At 70.6% G+C, this 18935-nt stretch carries 16 protein-coding genes and 1 riboswitch; of the genes, 11 read left to right on the top strand and 5 right to left on the bottom strand.

Going from position 1 to position 18935, the window contains the following annotated elements; genetic code table 11:
• Nucleotides 1-109 precede the first annotated feature (109 nt).
• The gene (locus AC3EQ1_RS30415) at nt 110-1729 is read right to left on the bottom strand and encodes a hypothetical protein (RefSeq protein ID WP_432097534.1); all 1620 of its coding nucleotides are present in this window, start codon (nt 1727-1729) and stop codon (nt 110-112) included.
• 141 nt (nt 1730-1870) lie between these two features.
• Entirely contained in the window at nt 1871-2086 is a 216-nt protein-coding gene (locus tag AC3EQ1_RS30410) for a hypothetical protein (RefSeq protein ID WP_432097533.1), read from the bottom strand.
• A 182-nt stretch (nt 2087-2268) separates the two neighbouring features.
• On the opposite strand from AC3EQ1_RS30410, the gene AC3EQ1_RS30405 reads away from it, so the two are divergent.
• Nucleotides 2269-3243, top strand: coding sequence for a carbohydrate kinase family protein (locus AC3EQ1_RS30405; RefSeq protein ID WP_432097532.1), 975 nt, complete (start codon nt 2269-2271; stop codon nt 3241-3243).
• 199 nt (nt 3244-3442) lie between these two features.
• Here AC3EQ1_RS30405 and AC3EQ1_RS30400 read toward each other — a convergent pair whose 3' ends face one another.
• A complete protein-coding gene (locus AC3EQ1_RS30400; RefSeq protein ID WP_432097531.1) occupies nt 3443-5011 on the bottom strand; it encodes a cysteine desulfurase/sulfurtransferase TusA family protein in 1569 nt (522 codons plus the stop codon).
• Nucleotides 5012-5395: 384 nt separating this feature from the next.
• Between AC3EQ1_RS30400 and ctaC the strand changes: the two genes are divergently transcribed.
• The 4 genes from ctaC (at nt 5396) to AC3EQ1_RS30380 (ending at nt 9843) form a co-directional block, all read left to right on the top strand.
• Nucleotides 5396-6358, top strand: coding sequence for an aa3-type cytochrome oxidase subunit II (gene ctaC / locus AC3EQ1_RS30395; protein ID WP_388844880.1), 963 nt, complete (start codon nt 5396-5398; stop codon nt 6356-6358).
• Complete coding sequence (gene ctaD / locus AC3EQ1_RS30390) at nt 6355-8088, top strand: aa3-type cytochrome oxidase subunit I (protein WP_388844877.1); 1734 nt, start codon at nt 6355-6357, stop codon at nt 8086-8088. Before ctaC ends, ctaD begins: the two co-directional genes overlap by 4 nt.
• On the top strand, nt 8085-8483 hold the full coding sequence (locus AC3EQ1_RS30385; RefSeq protein ID WP_351509456.1) for a cytochrome c oxidase subunit 4: 399 nt from the start codon (nt 8085-8087) through the stop codon (nt 8481-8483). Before ctaD ends, AC3EQ1_RS30385 begins: the two co-directional genes overlap by 4 nt.
• A 121-nt stretch (nt 8484-8604) precedes the next feature.
• Nucleotides 8605-9843 (top strand): L,D-transpeptidase, encoded by a 1239-nt coding sequence (locus AC3EQ1_RS30380; protein ID WP_432097530.1) that lies wholly within the window; start codon nt 8605-8607, stop codon nt 9841-9843.
• 310 nt (nt 9844-10153) lie between these two features.
• Here the strand turns inward: AC3EQ1_RS30380 and AC3EQ1_RS30375 are convergent, their stop codons facing one another.
• Entirely contained in the window at nt 10154-10555 is a 402-nt protein-coding gene (locus AC3EQ1_RS30375) for a hypothetical protein (RefSeq protein WP_432097529.1), read from the bottom strand.
• 272 nt (nt 10556-10827) lie between these two features.
• Here AC3EQ1_RS30375 and ctaE point away from each other — a divergent pair, with 272 nt between their 5' ends.
• From ctaE to AC3EQ1_RS30345, 6 genes are all read left to right on the top strand, one after another.
• Nucleotides 10828-11448: an aa3-type cytochrome oxidase subunit III gene (gene ctaE / locus AC3EQ1_RS30370; RefSeq protein WP_351509461.1), complete on the top strand. Its 621-nt coding sequence runs from the start codon at nt 10828-10830 to the stop codon at nt 11446-11448.
• Nucleotides 11449-11523: 75 nt separating this feature from the next.
• A complete protein-coding gene (gene qcrC, locus AC3EQ1_RS30365) occupies nt 11524-12333 on the top strand; it encodes a cytochrome bc1 complex diheme cytochrome c subunit (RefSeq protein ID WP_388844868.1) in 810 nt (269 codons plus the stop codon).
• A complete protein-coding gene (gene qcrA / locus AC3EQ1_RS30360) occupies nt 12330-13397 on the top strand; it encodes a cytochrome bc1 complex Rieske iron-sulfur subunit (protein WP_432097528.1) in 1068 nt (355 codons plus the stop codon). Before qcrC ends, qcrA begins: the two co-directional genes overlap by 4 nt.
• Nucleotides 13394-15010: a cytochrome bc1 complex cytochrome b subunit gene (qcrB, locus tag AC3EQ1_RS30355; RefSeq protein WP_432097527.1), complete on the top strand. Its 1617-nt coding sequence runs from the start codon at nt 13394-13396 to the stop codon at nt 15008-15010. Before qcrA ends, qcrB begins: the two co-directional genes overlap by 4 nt.
• A gap of 179 nt (nt 15011-15189) precedes the next feature.
• Nucleotides 15190-16257, top strand: coding sequence for an anthranilate phosphoribosyltransferase (trpD, locus tag AC3EQ1_RS30350; RefSeq protein ID WP_432097526.1), 1068 nt, complete (start codon nt 15190-15192; stop codon nt 16255-16257).
• Between the two features lie 309 nt (nt 16258-16566).
• A riboswitch (SAM riboswitch) is annotated at nt 16567-16684 on the top strand.
• Between the two features lie 193 nt (nt 16685-16877).
• Nucleotides 16878-18383, top strand: a complete 1506-nt coding sequence (locus AC3EQ1_RS30345; protein WP_432097525.1) for an aminotransferase class V-fold PLP-dependent enzyme — start codon at nt 16878-16880, stop codon at nt 18381-18383.
• Nucleotides 18384-18541: 158 nt separating this feature from the next.
• Here AC3EQ1_RS30345 and AC3EQ1_RS30340 read toward each other — a convergent pair whose 3' ends face one another.
• Nucleotides 18542-18823, bottom strand: a complete 282-nt coding sequence (locus AC3EQ1_RS30340; protein ID WP_351509473.1) for an Lrp/AsnC family transcriptional regulator — start codon at nt 18821-18823, stop codon at nt 18542-18544.
• Nucleotides 18824-18935 lie beyond the last annotated feature (112 nt).

Raw genomic sequence — 18935 nt, 5'->3', positions numbered from 1 at the left:
GACTCCGAGGGCGGCGGACCACCGGTTCCCCCGCCCTCGGCGTCTGTGTGCCGTCCGCGGGGCCGGAACCGACGGCCGGAACGGCCGCCCGGACCCCGCGGCCCGGCCGCTACTTCTTCGCCACGGTCTTGCCGTCCGAGGCGTCCACGACCTTCCGCTCACCCAGCGGCTTGTCGAGCTGCACCTTCTTCTCGTACTGCTTCGCGATCTTGATGCACTTCTCGCCGGGGTTCTTCTCCTCGCCCCGGATCTCGGCCTGCACCGACCCGTCCGAGGTGTTCACCGACGCCGTGTAGGTGTGGCACACCCCGCCCCAGAACTTCAGGGTCAGCGTCCGGCCGTCGGCGCTGTAGGACTCGATGTCGGCCTGCGTCCCGCTCCCGGCCTTGCCCGGCTTCCCGGGCTTCTCCGGCTTCGCCGTCGGCCCGTCGTCGGACGAGGAACCGGCGAGGTACTTCGGCTGCACCGCCGGGTGGGTCACGGTGTAGCTGTCGTCCGGGGTCTTCGTGCCCGGCTGCTCCACCTCGAACATCCAGGACGGCACCAGCGCCTGCTTGCCGTCCACGTAGTGGATCGCCAGGCCGAAGGTCGCGTCGCGCACCGTCAGCGGACCCCGGTCCGTCGGGCGCTTGCCACCGGCCGGCGGGCAGTTCTCCTCGCCGGGCTTCTCGCCGCCCTCGATGCCCATCGAGCCGTCGTGCGGAACGGCCGACGCGCAGCCGGCGATGCCGACCTTGCCGCCGCCGCCCATCGCGTTCAGCCGCTTCAGCGCCTCCTGGGCGCTGAGCACCGGGTAGTCGGCGCCCTTCGTCATCCGCGTCAGATGACCGCTGCCGCCCACCACTTGACCGTCGGCGCCGACCTGGAGGCCGGTCTGCCAGCCGTACGTCGGCAGACCGTCGTACTTCGGCTCGGCGTTCACCATCCGCAGCGCGCCGACCGTCTGGCCCGCGTCCAGCTTGGCGTCACTCAGCCCGATGCCCTTCAGCGCCGGGCCGACGGCCTTCTTCGCCTTCTCCTCGGAGACCGGACCGGACCCCTTGTCCTTGTCGTCCTTCGGGGCCGGGGCCTCACCGGGCGCCGCACACCGGGGCGAGGCGCCCTTCTTGCCGTCGGGGCCGTCCTTCGGGCCGGGCTCCGCGCAGTCGGTCGTGGTTCCGTAGCGCACGTACGTCCAGGTGCCGGGCGCCTTGGAGTTGATGTCCAGCGTCGGGCCCGCGGTGTCCGGGGTGCCGAACTTCCAGGTGCCCGCGTCGAGCCGCGGCGCGCCCGGCACATCGAGCGCCTTGGCCAGCTTCTCGGCCTGCTCCCGCGTCACCTCGCCCTGCGCCCGGTACACATGGGCCGAGCCGGGCGCCTCGGGCAGCCGGCCCTCGGCGCGGTACTCGTTCCCGGACGGGTCCGGCTCGCCCGGTGCGATGCCCGCCGGGCCCTCGTGCTTCGCGCTCTGCCCGTACCCGTCCAGCTTCAGCGGGGGCGGGTCGCCCTGGCCGGCGGCCGGAGTGCCCTGGCCCCCGCCGCCGTCACCGGCGGTCGAGGCCCAGTACGCGCCGCCGCCGCCGGCCAGCAGCACTGCTGCCGCGACCGATACGGCCACCAGCGTGGAACGCCGCTGCCGCGGGTTGTCGGAAGCACGGTTCTCCGGTGTGCCCTCGGTGGGGGAGCTCCCCTTGGCGCCCTCGGTGACGGGCTCGTCGCCGGACGCGGGGGGAGTGTTCTCGGTGCTCACCGTTTTTGCTCCTTCGACTCCGCTCGACAGTTGAATGTCGAGTCCCTCATCCGAGGGACGCGGGTTGGACGGAGCAGTGGGGCATCCGGTTCCCCGGTGCCGCGGGAAGGGCTGGGGAGGCCCCGCGGCACCGGGGATGCGTCAGTCCCCGTACTCGGACATTCCGTCCAGCAGCCGGGCGTACGCGGGCGGTACGGAGATGCCGTGGATCCGGGACGGCGGGACGGGCTCGGACGAGGCGTGCGGGTGGGCCATCCAGTGCGGGGCCATCCGGGCGCAGTCACCGCGCAGCTCGGCGAGCGACTCGGGCTCGGCGGTGAGGGGCAGGGGAGCGGTCTCTACGTGCTGCTTCGGCATGTGTACTCCCGGTCCGAGGGGGCCGCCTCGTCGCGGACCCCGTACATCCGAAACCGTATGCGTCCGCAATGCGGTGGAGAAAGACCTACTATCGGGTAGATTTGCCAGGTCGGAGAGGCGGGCCGCAACGGGTAGCGTTGACTGTCCCCTCATCTTCTTACCGTCACGGGAGCAGATCCGCTGTGCGAATCGCTGTCACCGGTTCCATCGCCACCGACCACCTGATGACCTTCCCGGGCCGTTTCTCGGAGCAACTGGTCGCGGACCAGCTGCACACGGTCTCGCTCTCCTTCCTGGTCGACACCCTCGACGTACGCCGCGGCGGCGTCGCCCCCAACATCTGCTTCGGCATGGGGCTGCTCGGCCTCCGCCCGATACTGGTCGGCGCCGCGGGCAACGACTTCGCCGAGTACCGCGCCTGGCTCGACCGCCACGGCGTGGACACCAGCGCCGTCCGGATCTCCGAGGTGCTGCACACCGCGCGCTTCGTGTGCACCACCGACACCGACCACAACCAGATCGCGTCCTTCTACACCGGTGCGATGAGCGAGGCCCGCAGCATCGAACTGCAGCCGGTCGCCGACCGGGTCGGCGGGCTGGACCTGGTGCTCGTCGGAGCCGACGACCCCGAGGCGATGATCCGGCACACCGAGGAGTGCCGCTCGCGCGGCATCCCGTTCGCCGCGGACCCGTCCCAGCAGCTGGCCCGCATGTCCGGCGACGACATCCGGGTGCTCGTCGAGGGTGCGGACTACCTCTTCACCAACCAGTACGAGAAGGCCCTGATCGAGTCCAAGACCGGCTGGACCGGGGACGAGATCCTGGCGAAGGTCGGCACCCGGGTGACGACCCTCGGCGCGCAGGGCGTCCGGATCGAGCGGCAGGGCGAGGAGCCCATCGAGGTCGGCTGCCCCGAGGAGGACGCCAAGGTCGACCCGACCGGTGTCGGTGACGCCTTCCGGGCCGGCTTCCTGGCGGGCCTGTCCTGGGACCTCTCCCTGGAGCGGTCCGCCCAGCTCGGCTGCATGCTGGCGACCCTGGTCATCGAGACGCTCGGCACCCAGGAGTACGAGCTGCGGCGCGGCCACTTCATGGACCGGTTCACCAAGGCCTACGGCCAGGACGCGGCAGCCGAGGTCCAGGCCCACCTGAGCTGACGGCCGACGCCCCGGCGCAGCTGAGCCGACGGCCGAGGTCCAGGCGCACCTGAGCCGAACCGGCACCGACGGCCGGTCCCCGAACACACCGGGGGCCGGCCGTCGCGCTGTGTACGGCCCCGGCGGCATGGCGGACGGCTCCGCCGGTGCGGGTTCGGTTGCCGGACCCCGTACGGCTCGGCCGCGGCGGACCGGATGGTCAGCCGCGGCGGCGGACCAGATAGGCGGTGCCGTGCTCCGCCGCCCGTTCCCCCACGTACTCCTGCTCCCGCATCGCGCACCACGCCGGGATGTCCAGCCGCGCCGCCTCGTCGTCCGAGAGCACCGCCAGGACCGAGCCCACCGGCACGTCGTCGATCACCTTCGCCAGTTCGATCACCGGGATGGGGCAGCGCTTCCCGAGCGAGTCGACGGTCAGGGCGGGCTCCTCCTCCGCTTCCTCGGCCCGTGATTCCGCCGGGGCGTCCGCGTCCGCGGCCGAGCCCGCGTCCGCGGCCGACGCGGTGCCGTCCGGTGCTGCGGTGGCCGGTGTGCCGTCGGCCGGTGCCGCGGTGGCCGGTGTGCCGTCGGCCGGTGCGGTGGCAGTCGATGCGCCGGCAGCCGATGCGGTGGCCGTCGGCGCACCCGCGCCCTGCCCCCGCGGCGCGCCCAGCCGCTCCCGCACCGCCCCCACGGTCTCCGGCAGGACGGAGAGGAAGCGCTCCACCTCCTCCTCCGGGGTCCCGGCGGGCAGCGACACCCGGACATTGCCCTCCGAGAGCACCCCCATCGCCCGCAGCACATGGCTCGGGGTGAGCGTGCTCGAGGTGCAGGAGGAGCCGGACGACACCGAGAAGCCCGCCCGGTCCAGCTCGTGCAGCAGCACCTCCCCGTCGACATAGAGACACGAGAAGGTGACCAGGTGCGGCAGCCGGCGCAGCGGATCGCCGACCACCTCGGTGTCCGGCACCAGCTGGGGCACCCGCGCCCGGATCCGGTCGACCAGGGACCGCAGCCGGGCCGCCTCCGCGGCGGCCTCCTGCTGCACGGCGCGCAGCGACGCCGCGGCCGCGACCACGGCCGGGATGTTCTCGAAGCCCGGGGAGCGGCCCGACTCCCGCTCGTCCGCCGGGCCTTGCGGCGCGAACCGGACACCCTTCCGCACCACCAGCAGCCCGACACCGGCAGGTCCGCCCCATTTGTGGGCACTTGCGGTGAGCAGTGACCAGTCGCCCGCGACCGGCCCCCACCCCAGCGACTGCGCCGCGTCCACCAGGAGCGGCACGGCTGCCCCCTGGCACGCCTGTGCGACCTCCGCGACCGGCTGCTCGGTGCCCACCTCGTGATTGGCCGACTGCAGACAGGCCAGCGCGGTGTCCGGCCGCAGGGCCCGTGCGTAGGCGTCGGGGTCCACCCGGCCCGCGCGGTCCACCTCCACCTCGGTGAGCACCCCGCCCCCCGCCTCGTGGGCCGCGGCGGCGTGCAGCACGGAGGAGTGCTCGACCGCGGAGACGACCAGGTGGTTCCCGGTGCGCCGGCGGCCGGCCAGCGCCCCGGCGATCCCGCTGTGCACGGCCCGGGTGCCGGACGGCGTGAAGGAGATCTCATCCGCCCGGCAGCCCACGGCCTCGGCGGCGGCCTCCCGGGCCGCGTCCAGCAGCATCCGGGCCCGCCGCCCCTCCCGGTACAGCCGGGCCGGGTCGGCCCACCCCTCGTCGAGGGAGGCGAGCAGCGCCTGCCGGGCGACGGGGTGCAGCGGAGCGGACGATGCCGAATCGAAATAGGCCACGGGAAAACGCTAACGCGCCGGGGCGCCCCGCATCCTTCGTCCGGGGGAGCGGGGCCGGGCCCGGGGACGCCCGGCCGGTCCGGGCGGCCCCGCTGTACGGTGGGCCCGGCCGGTGGGCGCGGCGCTCCGCACACCGGCCCGCGGGAGGCGGTGCACCGCAGGTGGGAGGGGAGGCGAGGGCGTGTCAGAAGACTCGCGGAGTCCTCTGTTCCACCCCTTCGGGGTGCGGCGCGCCGCGTTGGGCACCCTCCCCGCGCGACCCCAAATAGCGTCCAGTAGGGTTTGGTCCGCATAAACATCCAAACCCCTGCCCGCGCCAGGGCCGGCGACCGACCAGGACGGCCGCAACCGGCCGCGCGGGCGAGACTCTCGGGAAGGCGCTACGTGAGTCCCAACGGCTCCGACCGCTCGTCGCGGCGCCCGATGCGGCGGAAGCTGCCGCAGGCGCTGGCCGCGGGCCTGGTCCTTGCGACCGCCACCGGTTGCACATACAAGGACTTCCCCCGCCTCGGAATGCCCACCCCCGTCACGGAGGAGGCGCCGCGGATCCTTTCCCTGTGGCAGGGCTCCTGGGCGGCAGCACTCGCCACTGGCGTGCTGGTGTGGGGCTTGATTCTGTGGTCGGTCATGTTCCACCGGCGCAGCAGGACCAAGGTGGAGATCCCTCCGCAGACCCGCTACAACATGCCGATCGAGGCCCTCTACACAGTGGTCCCGATCATCATCGTGGCGGTGCTCTTCTACTTCACGGCCCGCGATGAGAGCGCGCTGCTGAAGACCTCCAAGAAGCCGGCCCACCTCGTCAACGTGGTGGGCTACCAGTGGAGCTGGGGCTTCAACTACGTGGAGAACGTCGACGGGAACCCGCGCACTCCCGCGAAGGTCCCGGCGAATCTGCAGTCCATTCCCGACCGGGAGCTCGAGGCCGCCCCGAACGGCGCCGAGGGCGTCTACGAGACGGGCACCCCGGGCGAGCGGAACCCGCAGACCGGTGACCCCGGTCCCACGCTGTGGCTGCCGAAGGGCGAGAAGGTCCAGTTCATCCTGACCTCCCGGGATGTCATCCACTCGTTCTGGGTCGTGCCGTTCCTCTTCAAGCAGGACGTCATCCCCGGCCACACCAACGTCTTCGAGGTGACGCCGAACAAGGAGGGCACCTTCCGCGGCAAGTGCGCCGAGCTCTGCGGCGTCGACCACGCGCGAATGCTCTTCAACGTCAAGGTCGTCTCTCCGGAGCGCTACCGGGCCCATCTCAAGGACCTGGCGAAGCAGGGCCAGACCGGCTACATCCCGTCCGGCATTCCGCAGACGGCAGCCGAGAAGAATGCGGAGACGAACACCGAATGAGCATCCTCAACGATCCCCAGGGTGCCGACACTCCCGCCTCGTACGAGGACGAGCTGCCGGTTCGCCGCCGGCAGCCCGGCAACGTAGTGGTGAAGTGGCTCACGACCACCGACCACAAGACGATCGGCACGCTCTACCTCGTCACGTCGTTCGCGTTCTTCTGCATCGGCGGACTGATGGCGCTGCTCATGCGCGCCGAACTCGCCCGTCCCGGCACGCAGATCATGTCGAACGAGCAGTTCAACCAGGCGTTCACGATGCACGGCACGATCATGCTGCTGATGTTCGCGACGCCGCTGTTCGCCGGATTCGCGAACTGGATCATGCCGCTGCAGATCGGCGCGCCCGACGTGGCGTTCCCGCGGCTGAACATGTTCGCCTACTGGCTGTACCTCTTCGGCTCGCTGATCGCGGTCGGCGGCTTCCTCACCCCGCAGGGTGCGGCCGACTTCGGCTGGTTCGCCTACTCCCCGCTGTCGGACGCCGTCCGCTCGCCGGGCATCGGCGCCGACATGTGGATCATGGGTCTGGCCTTCTCCGGCTTCGGCACCATCCTCGGCTCGGTCAACTTCATCACCACGATCATCTGCATGCGCGCTCCGGGCATGACGATGTTCCGGATGCCGATCTTCACCTGGAACGTGCTGCTCACCGGCATCCTCGTGCTGATGGCCTTCCCGGTCCTGGCGGCGGCGCTGTTCGCCCTGGAGGTGGACCGGAAGTTCGGGGCGCACATCTTCGACGCGGCCAACGGTGGAGCGCTGCTATGGCAGCACCTCTTCTGGTTCTTCGGCCATCCCGAGGTGTACATCATCGCGCTGCCGTTCTTCGGCATCATTTCGGAGATCGTGCCGGTCTTCAGCCGTAAGCCGATGTTCGGTTACATCAGCCTCATCGCCGCGACGATTTCCATCGCCGGTCTCTCGGTGACGGTGTGGGCGCACCACATGTACGTCACCGGCGGAGTGCTGTTGCCGTTCTTCTCCTTCATGACCTTCCTGATCGCGGTCCCGACCGGTGTGAAGTTCTTCAACTGGATCGGCACCATGTGGAAGGGCTCGCTGAGTTTCGAGACGCCGATGCTGTGGACGGTCGGCTTCCTGGTGACCTTCCTCTTCGGTGGTCTGACCGGGGTGATCCTGGCCTCGCCGCCGATGGACTTCCACGTCTCGGACTCGTACTTCGTGGTGGCGCACTTCCACTACGTGGTGTTCGGCACCGTGGTGTTCGCGATGTTCGCCGGCTTCCACTTCTGGTGGCCGAAGTTCACCGGCAAGATGCTGGACGAGCGGCTCGGCAAGATCACCTTCTGGACGCTGTTCATCGGCTTCCACGGCACCTTCCTCGTCCAGCACTGGCTGGGCGCCGAGGGCATGCCGCGGCGTTACGCGGACTACCTCGCGGCCGACGGCTTCACCACGCTGAACACCATCTCGACCATCGCGTCGTTCCTGCTCGGTCTGTCGATCCTGCCGTTCCTCTACAACGTCTGGAAGACCGCCAAGTACGGCGAGAAGATCGAGGTGGACGACCCGTGGGGCTACGGCCGCTCGCTGGAGTGGGCGACGTCCTGCCCGCCGCCGCGGCACAACTTCCTCACCCTGCCGCGGATCCGTTCCGAATCCCCGGCTTTCGATCTGCACCACCCCGACATCGCCGCGCTCGACCAGCTCGAGCACGTCGCCGCGGGTGACACGGCGCTGGCCGGTGGCAAGGAGGCCGGGAAGTGAAGACCCAAGGGCGCATGTTCATCTGGCTGGCCGTCTTCATTCTGGCCATGGCCATCGTCTACGGCGTGTGGTCGAAGGAGCCGGTCGGTACGACGGCGCTGTTCCTCGCCTTCGGCCTGAGCATCATGATCGGCTTCTACCTCGCCTTCACCGCCCGCCGGGTGGACACCGGGGCGCAGGACCGCAAGGACGCGGAGATCGCCGACGACGCCGGTGAGCTGGGCTTCTTCAGCCCGCACAGCTGGCAGCCGCTGTCCCTGGCCATCGGTGGCGCCCTGGCCTTCATGGGCGTCGTCTTCGGCTGGTGGCTGCTCTACTTCTCGCTGCCGGTCATTCTCGTGGGCCTGTTCGGCTGGGTCTTCGAGTACTACCGCGGCGAGAACGCCAACCAGTAGCACCCGCGGCTCCCCGCGGAGCGGCACGGCGTGAGGCCCGGCAACCTTCCAGGTTGCCGGGCCTCACCCGTTTGCCCGCGCTCGACGCGCCGACCCGTCCCGTTTTTTCTAGTTTGTGACCATGAGTCACACTACGCGATTCCGGACGGCAGCGAGCTGCGCTCTGCTGATAGCCCCCCTGGCGGTGTTCTCCACCGCCTGTGACGGCGACGGGCACCCACTGTCCGCGACGCCGTACGACGCATCCGGCCAGGTCACCCTGAACGCGGTGGAGGGCGGGCGAATAGACCCCGACAAGCCGCTGGAGATATCCACCAAGGACGACGACGGCCGAATAACCGACGTGACCGCCACCGATGCCGCAGGGCGCTACGTGCGCGGCGAACTCTCCGCCGACGGCACCCGCTGGCGCAGCACGACCCCCCTGGCGGCAGGCGCCCACTACACCGTCCGGGTGAGTACCGAGGACGAGGACGGCGCCCCCGGCCGCCGCACGGTCGCCTTCGAGACCAAGCCCGCCGACAAGCTCCTCCGGGTCCGGTTCGGCCCCGACAGCGGAACGTACGGCGTGGGCCAGCCGGTCACCGCCGAGCTCAGCGCCCCGGTCAAGGACCGCGCGGCCCGCGAGACCGTCGAGCGGGCCCTGAAGGTCGACTCCCAGCCCCGGGTGGACGGCGGCTGGCACTGGGTGAACGACAAGACTCTGCACTACCGCCCGCGCGAGTACTGGCCCGCGCACACGAAGGTCCAGGTGCGCAGCGCACTGGCCGGCATCAGGGTGGGGGACAAGCTGCACGGCGGCTCCTCGGCCCCCCTGAAGCTGACGATCGGCGACCGCATCGAGGCCGTCACCGACGCCGGCTCCCACCAGATGACCGTGAAGCGCAACGGCGAGGTCATCCGCACCATCCCGGTCACCACCGGCAAGCCCGGCTACGACACCCGCAACGGGGTCAAGGTCATCCTCGCCAAGGAATCCTTCGTACGCATGACCAGCGCCAGCATCGGGTCGTCGGACTTCTACGACCTCGGTGTGTACTGGGCCACCCGGGTCACCTGGAGCGGCGAGTACGTGCACGCGGCCCCCTGGTCGGTGGGCTCCCAGGGCGCGGCCAACGTCAGCCACGGATGCACCGGCATGAGCACCGAGAACGCCAAGTGGTTCTTCGACACCGTGAAGCTCGGTGACATCGTCGAGGTCGTCAACAGCGGCGGCGCGATGATGACGGCCTTCGACAACGGCTTCGGCGACTGGAACGTCGACTGGGCCAAGTGGCGCAAGGCCAGCGCGATCGTCCCGGCCGGGAGCCACGTCGGGAGCACGCCCGCCGACGCGGCCCGCCTCCGGCCCCAGGTCTGAGAGGCCGCGGGCGCCGGGAGCCCGGCGGACCGCACGGGCCGGTGCCTCGCCGACGGCGCCACCGGCACCGTTCCGGTCCTCCGATGATCACCCCGAACCGTTCTTCCGGGCCTCCGTCCCGGCCCCGGAGAACGGCCGCCGAACCGGACAGGACGGCCCGCACCGACCGGTGCGGGCCGGTGCGGGCCGTCCTGTCCACCTGCTTCGGCCCGGAGCCCCCGGGGAGTGAGACTCCACGGGGGCTCCGGGCGCTTCGTGCGGATCGGGCTCTTCAAGGCCCCGAGGGCCCTCACGGGCCCGGAGGGACGCGTCAGGCCTCGACGGCCAGCCGGGTGCGCAGCAGCCCGGCCAGTGCCTCTGCGAACTCCACCGGGTCGATCGGGTGGGTCACCGCGGCCTCCGCCCGGCTCCAGGTGGCCAGCCAGGCGTCCTGCGGGCGGCCGATGAGCAGCAGCACCGGCGGGCACCGGAAGATCTCGTCCTTGATCTGCCGGCAGACGCCCATGCCGCCGGCCGGCGCCGACTCGCCGTCGAGCACACAGACGTCGATCCCGCCCTCCTCCAGGGCGCTGAGGACGGCGGGGAAGGTCGCGCACTCCACGAACTCCACCGGCGGCAGCCCGGCGGCGGGGCGTTTGCCGGTCGCCATCCGGACCTGAAGACGCGTGTCGGCGTTGTCGCTGTAGACCAGCACCGTGGCGGTCGGCTGCATCGTTCCTCCATGCTTGTCGTCAGCGCAGTCCCCGGTCGGGCGACTGTCGCGGATGCTACTCCGCGACCGGCCCGCCGGAGGAGGGTTCGTACGCATCCGGGAGCGGGTGAACGGCCCATCAGGACTGGTCCGGGCGGCCCCGGGCGCGGTGCGCGGAACCAGCGCTTCCCACCTTCGAGCTACCACCCCCATGGGCCGTACGAGCAGGGCACACGTGCCGGACACACCGAACGGCACCCCCGGGGGTGAGGGCGGGATAAGCGACCGACATAATGTCGGTCGTGGCGACAGCAACGACAGTAGAAACCGGGCACGCGCACCCGTCGGTCAATCGGCCGAACCTCACCAGCGTCGGAACCATCATCTGGTTGAGTTCCGAGCTGATGTTCTTCGCGGCCCTCTTCGCGATGTACTTCACCCTGCGATCGGTGACCGGGGCCGAGCACTGGAAGGAAATGGCGTCCGCGCTGAACTTCCCGTTCTCGGCGACGAACACCACGATCCTGGTGCTCTCCTCTCTCACCTGCCAGCTCGGCGTCTTCGCCGCCGAGCGCGGCGACGTGAAGAAGCTGCGGGCCTGGTTCGTGGTCACGTTCGTGATGGGCGCGATCTTCATCGGCGGCCAGGTCTTCGAGTACACCGACCTGGTCAAGGAGGAGGGCCTCTCGCTCAGCTCCGACCCCTACGGTTCGGCGTTCTATCTCACCACCGGCTTCCACGGCCTGCACGTGACGGGTGGTCTGATCGCCTTCCTCCTGGTCCTGGGCAGGACGTACGCCGCCAAGAGGTTCACCCACGAACAGGCCACGGCAGCCATCGTCGTGTCCTACTACTGGCACTTCGTCGATGTCGTCTGGATCGGCCTCTTCGCCACGATCTACATGATCAAGTAACGGGGGCCCGTACCGGACCCGCGCTCCACACAGCCATAAGCATCGACGCAGAAGATCCTGACACCGGGGTAATCCGTGAAAAAGCTCTCCGCACGACGGCGCCATCCGCTGGCGGCGCTCGTCGTCCTACTCTTCGCGCTGGCGGTCACCGGGGGGCTGTACGCCGCGTTCGCGCCCGCGGACAAGGCACAGGCCGATGACACCGCGCAGTCCCTCGCCATCGAGGAGGGCAAGAAGCTCTATTCCGTCGGCTGCGCCAGCTGCCACGGCACCGGCGGTCAGGGAACCCCGGACGGCCCGAGCCTCGTCGGCGTCGGTTCCGCCGCCGTCGACTTCCAGGTCGGCACCGGCCGTATGCCGGCCCAGCAGCCCGGCGCCCAGGTGCCGAAGAAGCCCGAGGTCTACACGCAGGCCGAGATCGACCAGCTCTCCGCGTACGTCTCCTCGCTCGGCGCCGGCCCGGTCACGCCGACCAAGGAGCAGTACGACCCGCAGGGCGCGGACATCGCGGAGGGCGGAGAACTCTTCCGCACCAACTGCGCCCAGTGTCACAACTTCGCCGGCAAGGGCGGCGCCCTCACCGGTGGCAAGTACGCGCCCGAGCTGGACGACGTCCAGCCGAAGCACATCTACGAGGCCATGCTGACCGGCCCGCAGCAGATGCCGTCCTTCCCGGACACCGTTCTCGGTGAGAAGGAGAAGAAGGACGTCATCGCCTACCTGCACACGGTCAACAGCAAGGACTCCGCCTCCCCCGGCGGCTTCGAGCTGGGTGGACTCGGCCCGGTCAGTGAGGGCCTCTTCGGCTGGATCTTCGGCATGGGCGTGATGATCGTCGCCGCCATCTGGGTCGCCGCGCGCACCGCAAAGGCCAAGAAGTCATGAGTCAGAGTGGATCCAACAAAGACGTGTCCGAAGAACACCTGCCGAGTGAGCAGGCAACGGCCGAATCCGGTGCGGTAGCCGTCGCGGACAACCCGTTCGCCGACCCGGGCCTCCCGCCTCACCAGCACCGCATCCAGGACATCGACGAGCGGGCCGCCAAGCGCTCCGAGCGCACCGTCGCCCTCCTCTTCATGCTCTCCATGCTGGCCACCATCGGCTTCATCGCCGCCTACGTGGCCGTCCCGATCGAGAAGATCGTCTACATCTTCCCGATCGGGAACATGAGCGCCCTGAACTTCTCCCTGGGGCTCACCCTCGGTGTGGCGCTCTTCTGCATCGGCGCGGGCGCGGTCCACTGGGCCCGCACCCTGATGTCGGATGTGGAGAGCATCCAGGAGCGGCACCCGATCGCGGCCGAGCCCGAGGTCAAGGCCAAGGTCATGGCCGACTGGCAGACGAGCGCCGACGAGTCCGGCTTCGGCCGCCGCAAGCTCATCCGCAACACCATGTTCGGCGCGCTCGCCATGGTGCCGCTCTCCGGTGTGGTGCTGCTCCGCGACCTGGGCCCGCTGCCCGAGACCAAGCTCCGGCACACCCTGTGGGCCAAGGGCAAGCTCCTGGTGAACGTCAACACCAACGAGCCGCTCCGCCCGGAGGACGTGGTCGTCGGTTCGCTCACCTTCGCCCAGCCCGAGGGGCTGGAGGAGGAGGACCACGACTTCCAGGACCAGATCGCCAAGGCCGCCCTGATGATCGTCCGGCTCCAGCCGGAGAACATCAAGGACAAGCGTGAGCTGGACTGGTCCCACGAGGGCATCGTCGCGTACTCGAAGATCTGCACCCACGTCGGTTGCCCGATCAGCCTGTACGAGCAGCAGACGCACCACGTGCTCTGCCCGTGCCACCAGTCGACGTTCGACCTCTCCGACGGTGGCCGAGTGATCTTCGGCCCGGCAGGTCACGCCCTCCCGCAGCTGCGGATCGGTGTGAACAAGGACGGTTACCTCGAGGCCCTCGGCGACTTCGCGGAGCCGGTCGGCCCGAGCTTCTGGGAGCGCGGATGAGTAACGACAAGCGCCAGGCGCCGCGCGGTGAGCGGCTCGCCGACTGGGCGGACGGCCGGCTGGGCATCTACAGCCTGGCCAAGGCCAACATGCGCAAGATCTTCCCGGACCACTGGTCCTTCATGCTGGGTGAGGTCGCGCTCTACAGCTTCATCATCATCATCCTCACGGGTGTGTATCTGACGCTGTTCTTCCACCCCGCGATGAACGAGGTCGTGTACCACGGCAGCTACGTTCCGCTGCAGGGTGTGCGGATGTCCGAGGCCTACGCCTCCGCGCTGGACATCAGCTTCGACGTGCGCGGCGGTCTGCTCATCCGGCAGATCCACCACTGGGGCGCCCTGATCTTCATCGCGGCGATGACCGTGCACATGATGCGCGTGTTCTTCACCGGTGCGTTCCGCAAGCCGCGCGAGGTCAACTGGCTCTTCGGCTTCCTGCTGCTGGTGCTCGGCATGTTCACCGGCTTCACCGGCTACTCCCTGCCGGACGACCTGCTCTCCGGTACCGGTGTCCGGTTCATGGAGGGCGCGATCCTGTCGATGCCGATCGTCGGCACCTACATCTCGTTCTTCCTCTTCGGTGGCGAGTTCCCCGGCATGGACTTCGTGCCGCGGTTCTTCTCCATCCACGTCCTGCTGCTGCCGGGCATCATGCTCGGCCTGCTGGTGGCGCACCTGATCCTGGTCGTCTACCACAAGCACACGCAGTACCCGGGCGCCGGCAAGACCGAGAAGAACGTCGTGGGCATGCCGCTCATGCCGGTCTACGCGGCCAAGGCGGGAGGCTTCTTCTTCCTGGTCTTCGGTCTCATCGCGGCGATCGCCGGTATCGCGAGCATCAACCCGATCTGGACCATCGGCCCCTACCGCGCGGACCAGGTGTCCACCGGTGCCCAGCCCGACTGGTACATGGGCTTCGCCGAGGGTCTGATCCGTCTGATGCCGGGCTGGGAGATCAACTTCGCGGGCCACACCCTCGCCCTGGGTGTGTTCATCCCGCTGATGCTCTTCCCGCTGTTCCTGGTCGCCATCGCGGTGTGGCCGTTCCTGGAGTCCTGGGTCACCGGCGACAAGCGCGAGCACCACATCCTGGACCGCCCGCGCAACGCCCCGACCCGTACCGCCTTCGGCGCGGCCTGGCTGAGTGTCTACTTCATCCTGCTCGTCGGCGGTGGAAACGACATCTGGGCCACCCACTTCCACCTGTCGATCAACGCGATCACCTGGTTCGGCCGGATCGGCTTCTTCGTGCTGCCGGTGCTGACGTTCCTCGTGACCAAGCGGATCTGCCTGGGTCTGCAGCGGCGCGACAAGGAGAAGGTGCTGCACGGTCGCGAGACCGGCATCATCAAGCGCCTGCCGCACGGTGAGTTCATCGAGGTGCACGAGCCTCTCTCGCAGGAGCAGCTGCACTCGCTCACCCAGCACGAGCAGCACCAGCCGCTCGAGGTCGGCCCCGAGGTCGACGAGAACGGCGTGCGGCGCAAGATCAAGCGCTCCGATAAGTGGCGGGCGAAGCTCTCCAAGGGCTTCTACGGCGAGGAGAACCAGATCTCCAAGCCCACCGTCGAGGAGTACCAGGAGATCACCAGCGGTCACGGCCACCACTGATCCCCGGCCGTCCGTCGTCACACACGAGGGCCCCGCACCGACCCGCCCGGGTCGGAGCGGGGCCCTTGTGGCTGTCCGCAGTACGGGCGCCGGGCCACTGCCCTACGCCGCGCGGATAGGCTTGCGCCAGGCCCCCGGGGCCGGCAAACCCCTGTTCACCACGGATCCAGGAGCGGACCATGGACATCGTGACCTCAGTCGGAAGCGACAGTGGCGCGGCGGCCCGTACCTGGCCGGACGTCCTGAGCTCACTGCTGGCCGGCCGGGACCTGGACGCCGACGACACCGCCTGGGCCATGGACCGCATCATGCGGGGCGAGGCGACGGACGCCCAGATCGCGGGTTTCGTGGTCGCCCTGCGGGCCAAGGGGGAGACCGTCGCCGAGGTCTCCGGCCTGGTGCGGACCATGTACGAGCACGCCAACCTCATCGAGGTGCCGGGGCCCAGCGTCGACATCGTGGGCACCGGCGGCGACCGTTCCAAGACGGTGAACATCTCCACCATGTCGGCCGTCGTCGTCGCCGGCACGGGCGCCAAGGTCGTCAAGCACGGCAACCGCGCCTCCTCCTCGGCGAGCGGCGCCTCCGACGTCCTGGAGAAGCTCGGCGTCAACCTGGACCTCTCGCCGCAGCGGGTCGTCGAGGTCGCCGAAGAGGCGGGCATCACCTTCTGTTTCGCCGTCAAGTTCCACCCCGCGCTGCGCCATGTCGCACCGGCCCGGCGCGAACTGGGCATCCCCACCACGTTCAACATCCTCGGGCCGCTGACCAACCCCGCCCGGGTGCGGGCCCAGGCCACCGGCGTGGCCGACGCCCGGATGGCGCCGATCGTGGCCGGGGTGCTGGCCGAACGCGGCACCTCCGCCCTGGTGTTCCGCGGTGACGACGGGCTGGACGAGCTCACCACCACCGCCACCTCCCGGGTCTGGGTGGTCCGCGACGGCTCGGTGCGGGAGGAGGCCTTCGACCCGCGGGAGGTGGGCATCCCGATCGTCCCGGTGGACGCCCTGCGCGGCGCCGACGCCTCGTACAACGCCGATGTGGCCCGCCGTCTGCTGGCCGGCGAGGAGGGCCCGGTACGGGACGCGGTGCTGCTCAACTCCGCCGCGGCCCTGGTCGCCCTGCGGCCCACCGACGCCCCGCTGGCCGAGCAGATCGCGGCGGGCATCGAGAAGGCCGCGGAGTCGGTCGACACGGGTGCGGCGCGGCGCACGCTGGAGCGCTGGGTGGGCGCCAGCAACGGGTAGCCGTCCGCCGCCGGTTCGCCGGTGGTGACGCAGGGGGTCCGGGCTCGTTCCCGGGCCCCCTGCGGGGTTCTCGGGGGCGGTGGGGCGCGCGGCCGGGGGCCGCTGTGGGAGGGCGCCGCTGTGCGGAGTGCCGCTGTCCGGGCGGCGCTGGGTGGGGAGTGCCGTTGCCGGGTGCCGCTGCTCGCGGGGCTCCGCTGTCGGTGGGCGGGCGCAGGCTTAGGGGCGGGGCGCCGTCCACCGGACAGGGATCCCGTCCCGCCATGCGGACACGGTGGTGCCCGCGGGTGATCACCTGCCATACTCGCTCCAGGTCACGAGTGACAGCGACACAGGCCCCGGCCCGCTGTCCGGCAACCCTCCGTCCGTGGCGGGGTGCCCCGGGTGATGACCAGGCCGCAGTCAGCAAGGTCTGCGGCAAGCGCGGACCCCTCGCGATCCAGGGGTCCTGGTTGTCGAGGGAGATCCCGCGTGAGCAAGCGAATGCGCTAGGGCCGAAGGCCCCGTTCCCCACACCCTCCGTGCGGTGCCGTCCGCATGTCGAGGCCTTTCCGCACCCCGTTCCCTGTCCGGGCCGGGTGCGTCGACGCAGCCATTCCGCCGTCCCACCGGGAGACTCCGCCATGTCCGTGCGCCCTGCCGCCGCCACGACCGCCGCCGCCGCGACCTCCACCGCCGCGACCGCCACTGCCACGACCGCCGCCGGCCTCCGCGCCGACTCCGGGTGCGCCGGGGCGAGTTCGGCCGACGGCGTGGCCTCGCCCGAGCCCGCCTGTGCCACCGGCCCGCTGCCCGTCCTCGGCCGGGACGTCCTCGTACCGCTGGTCACCGGGGGAGAGGTCGAGTACGCGGCGCTCGACTACGGGGCCAGCGCCCCCGCCCTCCAGCGGGTCTGGGACGACGTCGCCGCCTACGCGCCCTACTACGGCAGCGTGCACCGCGGCGCCGGCTACCTCTCGCAGCTGTCCACCGACCTCTTCGAGAACAGCCGCGCCACGGTCGCCGGCTTCCTCGGCTGCCGCGAGGACGACCAGGTCGTCTTCACCCGGTCCACCACCGACTCGCTCAACCTGCTCGCCGCCGCCCTGCCGCGGAACACCCGGGTGTTCGTGTTCGAGACCGAGCACCACGCCTCGCTGCTGCCCTGGCAGCAGCGCGAGGGCATCACCGTCACCTGCCTCGACGCGCCCCGCACCCCGGCCCAGGCCGTCGAGACCCTGGAGCGGGCGCTCGCCGACCGGGAGCCGTACGGCCCGGCGCTGGTCTGCGTGACCGGTGCGTCCAACGTCACCGGTGAGCTCTGGCCGGTCCGCGAACTGGCGGCGGCGGCCCATGCGCACGGCGCGCGGATCGTCCTGGACGCCGCGCAGCTCGCCCCGCACCACCCCGTGGACATCAACGCGCTGGACGTCGACTGGGTCGCGTTCTCCGGGCACAAGCTCTACGCGCCGTTCGGCTCCGGCGTGCTCGCCGGCCGTGCGGACTGGCTGCGCTCCGCCGAGCCCTACCTCGCCGGCGGCGGCGCGAGCCGTACGGTCTCCCGGCGCGCCGACGGCGGCGTGGACGTGGAGTGGCACACCACCGCGGCCCGGCACGAGGCCGGTTCGCCGAACGTCATCGGTGTCCACGCCATCGCCTCCGCCTGCAAGGCGCTGTCCGAGGCGGGCTTCGACAGCCTCGTCGAGCGGGAGCAGCGGCTCGTCGCCCGCCTCCGCGCGGGGCTGGCGGAGGTGCCCCAGGTGAAGGTGCTGTCGCTGTTCGGCGACGACGCCCCCCGGGTCGGCGTGCTCTCCTTCGTGGTGGAGGGCTGGAACAGCTCGCACTTCGCGGCCGCCCTCTCCGCCGAATACGGCATCGGGGTGCGCGACGGCCTCTTCTGCGCCCACCCCCTGGTCCGGACCCTGCTCGGCGGCGCGGCCGACGAGCCGGGCGAGTGCGGGGCGCCGGACGCGGCACCGGGGGAACGGTCCCTCAACGCCATCCGCGTCAGCTTCGGCGCCGGCACTCCCGACGAGCACATCGACCGCTTCGTCGGCGCGGTGAAGGAGCTGGTCCACGACGGTGCGCGGTGGAGCTACCGCACCGAGGACGGCCGCTGCGTCCCGGACCGGAACGCCGGGGCGGCCTGACGCCGACGCGGGGACGGCCTGACACCGGAGTGCCCTGCCGGACCGCACCGGGGCACCTGTACCGGACCGCGGCCGGGCCCGTCGCTCACCGGAGCGGCGGGCCCGGGCCGCGTATGCCGGGCCGCGTATGCCGGGACAGGGGGGGTGCGCGGGTGGAACTACGCGTCGAGCCCGATGGCGAAGGCGGCCTCAAGGTCGTGCTGGGAGTACGTGCGGAAGGCGACGTGGGTGTCGGTCCCGGCCACCCCGGGGATCTTGCTGATCCGGCCCGGGATCACATCCGCCAGATCGTCGTGGCGCGCCACCCGGACCATGGCCACCAGGTCGTAGGTACCGGTGACCGAATAGACCTCGCTGACCCCCTCCAGAGCGGCGATGGACTCGGCGATCTCGGGGATCCGGTCCACGCTGGTCTTGATGAGCACGATCGCGGTGATCACGGCTGGCTGTCTCCCTCGGTCGCCCTGAATGCGCTGCTCACTCTAGCCCTCCCGTCACCCACCACCACCCTCAACGGAAGGCACCCCCGACCTTTCCCGTCACCCACCACCA

The organism is Streptomyces sp. bgisy100, assembly GCF_057709105.1.
This window is presented reverse-complemented; position numbering and strand designations above follow the sequence as displayed.